Origin of the sequence: Vibrio sp. 10N.222.48.A3 (assembly GCF_041475345.1) — a bacterium.
Classification (GTDB): domain Bacteria; phylum Pseudomonadota; class Gammaproteobacteria; order Enterobacterales; family Vibrionaceae; genus Vibrio; species Vibrio tasmaniensis_A.
On sequence record NZ_JBFRVX010000450.1, the window covers coordinates 1 to 6,445 of the forward strand.

Here is a 6,445-nt window from a genome sequence, read left to right on the forward strand (position 1 = left end):
AATTTAAAACGCCAGACATACAACACCTTAGTGACAAATAATAACTGTGGCTACAATGCCTAATTCGATAGGTTAAAGCAAAGCGCAAATACACAGATGCTTAAACTAAGTACAACAAATGCTGTTATACATAGTTTAAGTGCATGGAAAGGGTTAAAGGAAGGCTAAAAACGATAAAAAAAGGGTTAGCCTTCAATCACTTTCATTAACAATTGGCCATCATATAAAGCTTGTTTAACAAGCGCAGCACCTGGCATGGTGGCTTGTTTATAGAATCGAGATTCCACCAGTTCTAAATCTTGATGGTAAACCGATAAACTCTGCTCTTCGATACACTTTTGAATCGCAGGATACAACACGCTTTTAGCCTGATTGATAACACCACCTATCAAGATTTTCTCAGGATTGAAAAGGTTGATCACAATCGCTATCGCGGCACCTAAGTAACGACCTAACTGTTCAATCACTTCAACAGCCAGTGGATCACCATCAGCAGCAGCAGCGCAGATCTGTTCAATTTTGACATCTTCAAACGCCGTTAGTGATGATGCCTCGCCATTAGCCAATCTTTCTTTGACTTGCTCACGGAGAGCCTGTGAACTCGCAACCGTTTCTAAACAGCCATGATTACCACAATGACAAAGCTTGCCTTGTTTATCGATCTGAATATGACCTAGCTCACCGATGTTACCGTGGCGACCTTGCAATACTCGGCCGTCGAGAATGATCCCTGCACCTACACCGTGGTGAATCGAGATCAAAACGGAATTATCGTTATCTTGAGAGTGACCAAACAGCTTCTCTGCTAATGCCCACGCTCGGGTATCATTGGCAATAAAGACAGGTAGACCTGTTTCTTTGTAGATCTCAGGACCCAACGCTAAGTTTTTAACGTTGTAGTGTGGCATCTGCAACACAATTCCCTGCTCAGAATTCACAAGCCCAGGTAGCGTAACCGCAATACTTGTTACCCTATCGAGTTGCTCGGCATAAGTTTGAAAAAACTCATCAATTTCATGCAGAAGACGCGCAAGTACATCGTCTTGGTCACGTTCATGAATATCAATCTTAGTATCGATAAGTACATCGCCGCCCAATTCATGAAGCGCGATAGTGAGATACCCACGACCAAGACGCATCGACAGAAACTGCCAACCTTCGTTATTGGTTTGCAGACCGACAGCAGGACGCCCACGAGTCGTGGCTTCTTGAACCGTCGTTTCGTGAATAAGGTGAGCTTCAATGAGTTCACGGGTAATTTTAGTAATACTCGCCGGGGCCAACTCACTTTGCTTGGACAGATCGATACGAGAAATAGGACCTTTAAGGTCAATTAGTTTATATACACGACCAGCATTGACCTGTTTGATATGATCAATATGGCCCGGTTGAGCCATGTACATTTTACGCTCCAGAAATCATCAACGCGGTAATTTTTTTACTTTGCGAAGTAATTGTGAAGTCACTTGGTATATCGCCGTGACCCGTATCACGTATATACATGAATCTTTGTGTATCTAGTCAAATAGTTCGAGAAAAATTAGTACCTACATCGATAAATTGAGACTTAATTTTCTTAATGAAACATCGTTATTGAGTCCTGAATACAATAATTGGATACAAATAAAGAAATATCCTCCTAGCTCCCAATAAATAATCAATTAATGCATATACTTAATTAAGTCTTTTAAAAGATTACTTGGCCTCACTCTAGGAGTATTCATGACAGCCGAATTAAGAAAAACGAAAATCGTCACAACGCTAGGCCCTTCTACTGATAAAGGTAACGTGCTTGAAGAGATCATCAAAGCCGGCGCCAATATCGTCCGTATGAACTTCTCTCACGGCACTAGCGACGACCATATACAACGTGCAGAAAATGTCCGAGCAATAGCCAAAAAACTTGGTACTCAGATCGCTATTCTCGGTGACTTACAAGGTCCCAAGATTCGAGTGTCAACATTCAAAGATGGCAAAATCCAACTTGCCGTTGGTGACCAATTTACTCTCGACAGTAGCCTTGGTTTAGGCGAAGGCAACCAACAAGCGGTCGGCCTTGATTATAAAGAATTACCTAACGACGTTTCAGCTAACGACATCCTGCTGCTAGACGATGGTCGTGTACAGCTAAAAGTAACCGAAGTGGAAGGTTGTCGCGTTCATACCGAAGTCATCATTGGCGGCCCTCTCTCGAATAATAAAGGCATAAACAAGAAAGGCGGCGGCCTGTCCGCAGAAGCGCTGACAGAAAAAGACAAGCGCGACATCGTCACCGCCGCACAAATCAAAGTGGATTACCTTGCGGTGTCTTTCCCACGCAACGGCGAAGACATGCACTACGCTCGTCAACTCGCACGAGAAGCAGGTTTAGAAGCTCACCTTGTAGCAAAAGTAGAGCGAGCAGAGACGGTAGCCACTGTTGAGAACATGGATGACATCATAATGGCCTCAGATGTGGTCATGGTAGCTCGTGGTGACCTCGGAGTCGAAATTGGCGACCCTGAATTGGTCGGAGTACAAAAACAGCTTATACGTCGTGCTAGAGCGCTTAACCGAACGGTGATCACCGCAACTCAAATGATGGAATCGATGATTTCAGCGCCAATGCCAACCCGTGCCGAAGTCATGGACGTTGCCAATGCGGTACTTGATGGAACAGATGCGGTCATGCTTTCAGGTGAAACAGCTGCAGGTGATTACCCGGTCGAAACCGTAAAATCGATGGCTGAAGTGTGTATTGGTGCTGAGAAAATGGCGGGGATTAACAACCAATCCAATTACCGAATTGACCGCACGTTTGTGACCGCCGAAGAAACCGTTTCGATGGCGACTATCTACTCGGCAAACCATATGGAAGGCATTAAAGGCGTAGTCACTCTCACTGAATCAGGCCGTACTGCACTGATGATGTCTCGTCTAAGTGCAGATATGCCTATCTACGCACTATCTCGTAACGAAGGAACACTTAATCGCTGCACCTTGTACCGAGGTGTAACACCTATCTACTTCGAGACAGAAGCCAAAGACAGTTTTGACATTGCCCTATCTACGCTCACCTGCCTAAAAGAGCAAGAGCATCTTAAGTTTGGCGATCTCGTTATCGTCACTCAAGGCGACATTATGGATGTGGCGGGATCAACCAACTGTATGAGAATCTTGCCTGTCACCTAATGTTTGCCCGTAAGGCGAAACGATTTGCCTAATCTCATGACAAAAAAGGGTTATCGAACCAAGTTCAATAACCCTTTTCATTTCAGAGCACGACTCACTAACGATCAGTTTAAACAGCACGATCAGCTCACAGCATGCTAACTCATCAACTTCAAATATTATTAATCAACCTCAAGCATTACTTCTCAGCAGCAATGGTTGCCAACTGTGGCATGTGTGAACTGCGGGCATTTTTCGTAGAGGTATAAGTTTCAACAAATCGGTAACCGGCTTCTAAACCCAATTCATAATCGTGCAGTAAATCTTCTTTATTACTCATTAATGAATTGGATTTCAGCGGCTTACTCGGGGCAATTTGCACGACAAAAGCATCGTCTGGTGGGGAGTTCAAAAAATCCTGAGTCAATGAGTAAGTTTGGTAATGCACCATCAGCATATCTGCTAAGCCGGAATCAAACTTATCACCAATTAAATGACTTAATCTATAGATGTCATCCGCCCCGAATAACCATCGACCACCATTCAGTAAATCCAAATGTGATCTGTCGCGCTTCTGTTCTTTTGAGCTGAGAATTTGTTGTTGAAAGAACGAGCTCCAATCGGTTTTCCACTGTTCCACTTTTTGTTGCCAATGACCTTGAACACTGTCAAAAGATTCGCGGAACCATTCCAGTTCTTCGGCTGATATCGGTTTGGGTGTTTCTAATCGCGTACTGTTAGCTTGAACCTCTTCCTCTAACGCTGGCTCAGTTCGGATCACAACAATGGAACGGGCTTGTCTACGCCACGCTTCTTGAACCGGGATGCAAGCTGATACACCACCATCCACATAAGCATTGTCGCCAATAAAGATTTCATCATTGTATAAGCGAGGGATCGCACAGGTTGCAATCATCACTTTGTACCAATCTTCACCCAATACTGGGAAGTAGTGATCTCGTAAGTCTTTAGAATCCGTGACGGCTGCATAGAAATGGCGCTCGCCTAGCGTTTGTCGTCCTAAATCCAAATCAAGCTTATATGGGTAAGCCATGATTTGTTCTAAGGCCCATTCTAATCCAAGGTTCTTTCTGTGTCGTATATAAGAAAAGAGATTGAAGAATTCAGGTGATGTTGTGAGGTCGAGAAGGAAAGAACGGCCAAGGCCTTTATCGCGGCACAGATAAGCACACAAATTAAGAGCACCTGCAGAGGTACCAAAAAACTCGTCGAAGGGATCAAAATTTGAAAGAAGAAAGGCATCCAGCACTCCAGAAGTAAAAATACTTCTCTGTCCACCACCTTGGGCGACCAGTGCTGTTTTTCCAGCAATAAACTTAGCGTAATAATCTAAGTCTATTGCTGTATCAATATTGGTTATAATCCCACTATTCATTATTCCCTGAGTATAAAAACCCAGCCTCGCAATAAATGGTATTAACTACCAATTGCAATAAAGCCAAATGAGAGAATGATTGCGTAGATGACAACCGTTATTTGTAGGGCATTTTTCAGATTATGGTCCATAGACACCTCTGTCTTATTATTAATTTGTCGAGTCTCTATTTAAGTACTATCAGGTGTGTGAAGTATCTTCAAGAATCGTCGAAATTAGTCGCACAATATTGATGTAACCATCACAATTAGTAAGTGTATGGATAAGGATATACTCATGAATAACAAAGCAAATATAATGGCACTGATTACGCTTCTCTCCGTTTCGAGCGTATATGCCTCGCCGGAGATCATCATTACTCCGATGGTGGGCTATACAGGCGGTGGCAGTGTCGAAGACCAGGACGGTAAAACCTATGATATGAAAGGGTCTGAAAACTACACCTTTTCGATTGAAACGCCATTTGAAAAAGGACGCATCGGCTTTTTCTATTCTAATCAAAGCTCTGAATTAGAAACACTCAACCTAAGCTCCTCCATCCAATACCTGCACTTTCAAAGTAGCATTTACTACCCAGCTTCTTCTGTGTTGTCTGGTTATTTGGGATTAGGCCTTGGTGCTTCTTACGTCGATGTAGACTGGGCAAAAGATAAGTATGGGTTCTCAACCTCTATCTTTGGTGGTTTAGAGTACAAATTTAGTGACCGATTAGCGTTAAACACACAACTACGTTGGTTAGGTACCGTTGTCGATAACGACACCTCCGGTGTTTGTAACATCCCAAGTAACGGGCAAGAGTGCATCATCCGCTTTGATACCGACTGGATGAACCAATTCCAAGCCAATGTCGGACTGAGTTTTACTTTCTAAGTATCGATGACCATCTCATACCAATAGAACCTCCGAATAGTTGGTCAGTTCAACTATAGAGTGTATGAATTTCAGTCATACGCTCTACTTTTAAATAAAGTCATATAACCTAATAAAACAGAAAAAATTAGACACATAAACCAATCAGAAAACCCCAAACCAATTCATACCTCTAAAATAACCATCATTTAACATCTTAAAGACCATAAGACCACAGTTATTAAACATACCTAATCTATTGCTTTAACCATTCTAACTAGGTAGGCTCATTAGCACGCATCAGCTGAATATTTCAGGTTATGCAAACACACATCAAACAATTAAGAATTATCCGCTGAGTTCTCCAATCGCTAACAACATAATAATCTAAACTTTTGCTTAATCACGGAAGATAAAGTAAACAGTCAAACCGTTTGCCTGTTTTAACTATCATCTCCTTACCAAGCACAGCGTGACGAGAAGCTTCATACCTCAGGGAAGTTGTAAAGGAGTTAAATATGAAGCGAGAACAGTGGGGATCCCGAGCAGGATTTATCCTTGCCGCAGTAGGATCTGCTATTGGTTTAGGAAACATTTGGCGTTTTCCATATATGGCTTATGAAAATGGCGGCGGTGCTTTTTTCATTCCATATCTATTTGCCATGCTTACGGCTGGTATCCCATTTATGATCCTAGAGTTCAGTATGGGTCAAAAATATCGTGGCTCTGCACCTGCAACCTTAGCGCGCATCAACTCAAAATTTGAGTGGCTTGGCTGGTTCCAAGTGGGTGTAGCGGCTGTCATCGCGGTCTACTATGTTGCCGTTATCGGTTGGGCAATTTCATACTTCGGTATGTCATTCAATCAAAGCTGGGGAACAGACACTAACGCATTCTTCTTCAGTGAATATCTAGCTCTAGGTGATAACTCACCGACGAACCTAGGTAGCATCCAATGGGGCATCGCTGGCGCAATGTTACTCGCTTGGGCAATCACTTATGCAGCTATCGTGGGTGGTGTTAAAGCTGGTATCGAACGTGCTTCTAAAG

5 protein-coding genes and 1 pseudogene are annotated in these 6,445 nt (G+C 43.0%); 3 read left to right on the top strand and 3 right to left on the bottom strand.

What is annotated here, in order from left to right; all coding sequences use genetic code 11:
• Positions 1-185: 185 nt before the first annotated feature.
• The gene (locus AB4653_RS13585) at positions 186-1,403 is read right to left on the bottom strand and encodes an ROK family protein (RefSeq protein ID WP_009848991.1); all 1,218 of its coding nucleotides are present in this window, start codon (positions 1,401-1,403) and stop codon (positions 186-188) included.
• A 319-nt stretch (positions 1,404-1,722) separates the two neighbouring features.
• On the opposite strand from AB4653_RS13585, the gene pyk reads away from it, so the two are divergent.
• Positions 1,723-3,171, top strand: a complete 1,449-nt coding sequence (gene pyk / locus AB4653_RS13590) for a pyruvate kinase (protein WP_009848990.1) — start codon at positions 1,723-1,725, stop codon at positions 3,169-3,171.
• A gap of 178 nt (positions 3,172-3,349) precedes the next feature.
• On the opposite strand, the gene AB4653_RS13595 is transcribed toward pyk, so the two are convergent.
• Positions 3,350-4,546, bottom strand: a complete 1,197-nt coding sequence (locus AB4653_RS13595; protein ID WP_009848989.1) for a patatin family protein — start codon at positions 4,544-4,546, stop codon at positions 3,350-3,352.
• 41 nt (positions 4,547-4,587) lie between these two features.
• On the bottom strand, positions 4,588-4,677 hold the full coding sequence (locus tag AB4653_RS13600; RefSeq protein ID WP_102248935.1) for a YnhF family membrane protein: 90 nt from the start codon (positions 4,675-4,677) through the stop codon (positions 4,588-4,590).
• Positions 4,678-4,822: 145 nt separating this feature from the next.
• On the opposite strand from AB4653_RS13600, the gene AB4653_RS13605 reads away from it, so the two are divergent.
• Positions 4,823-5,416, top strand: a complete 594-nt coding sequence (locus tag AB4653_RS13605; RefSeq protein ID WP_009848988.1) for a hypothetical protein — start codon at positions 4,823-4,825, stop codon at positions 5,414-5,416.
• Positions 5,417-5,913: 497 nt separating this feature from the next.
• Positions 5,914-6,445 (top strand): annotated as a pseudogene (locus AB4653_RS13610) (sodium-dependent transporter); the annotation flags it as partial.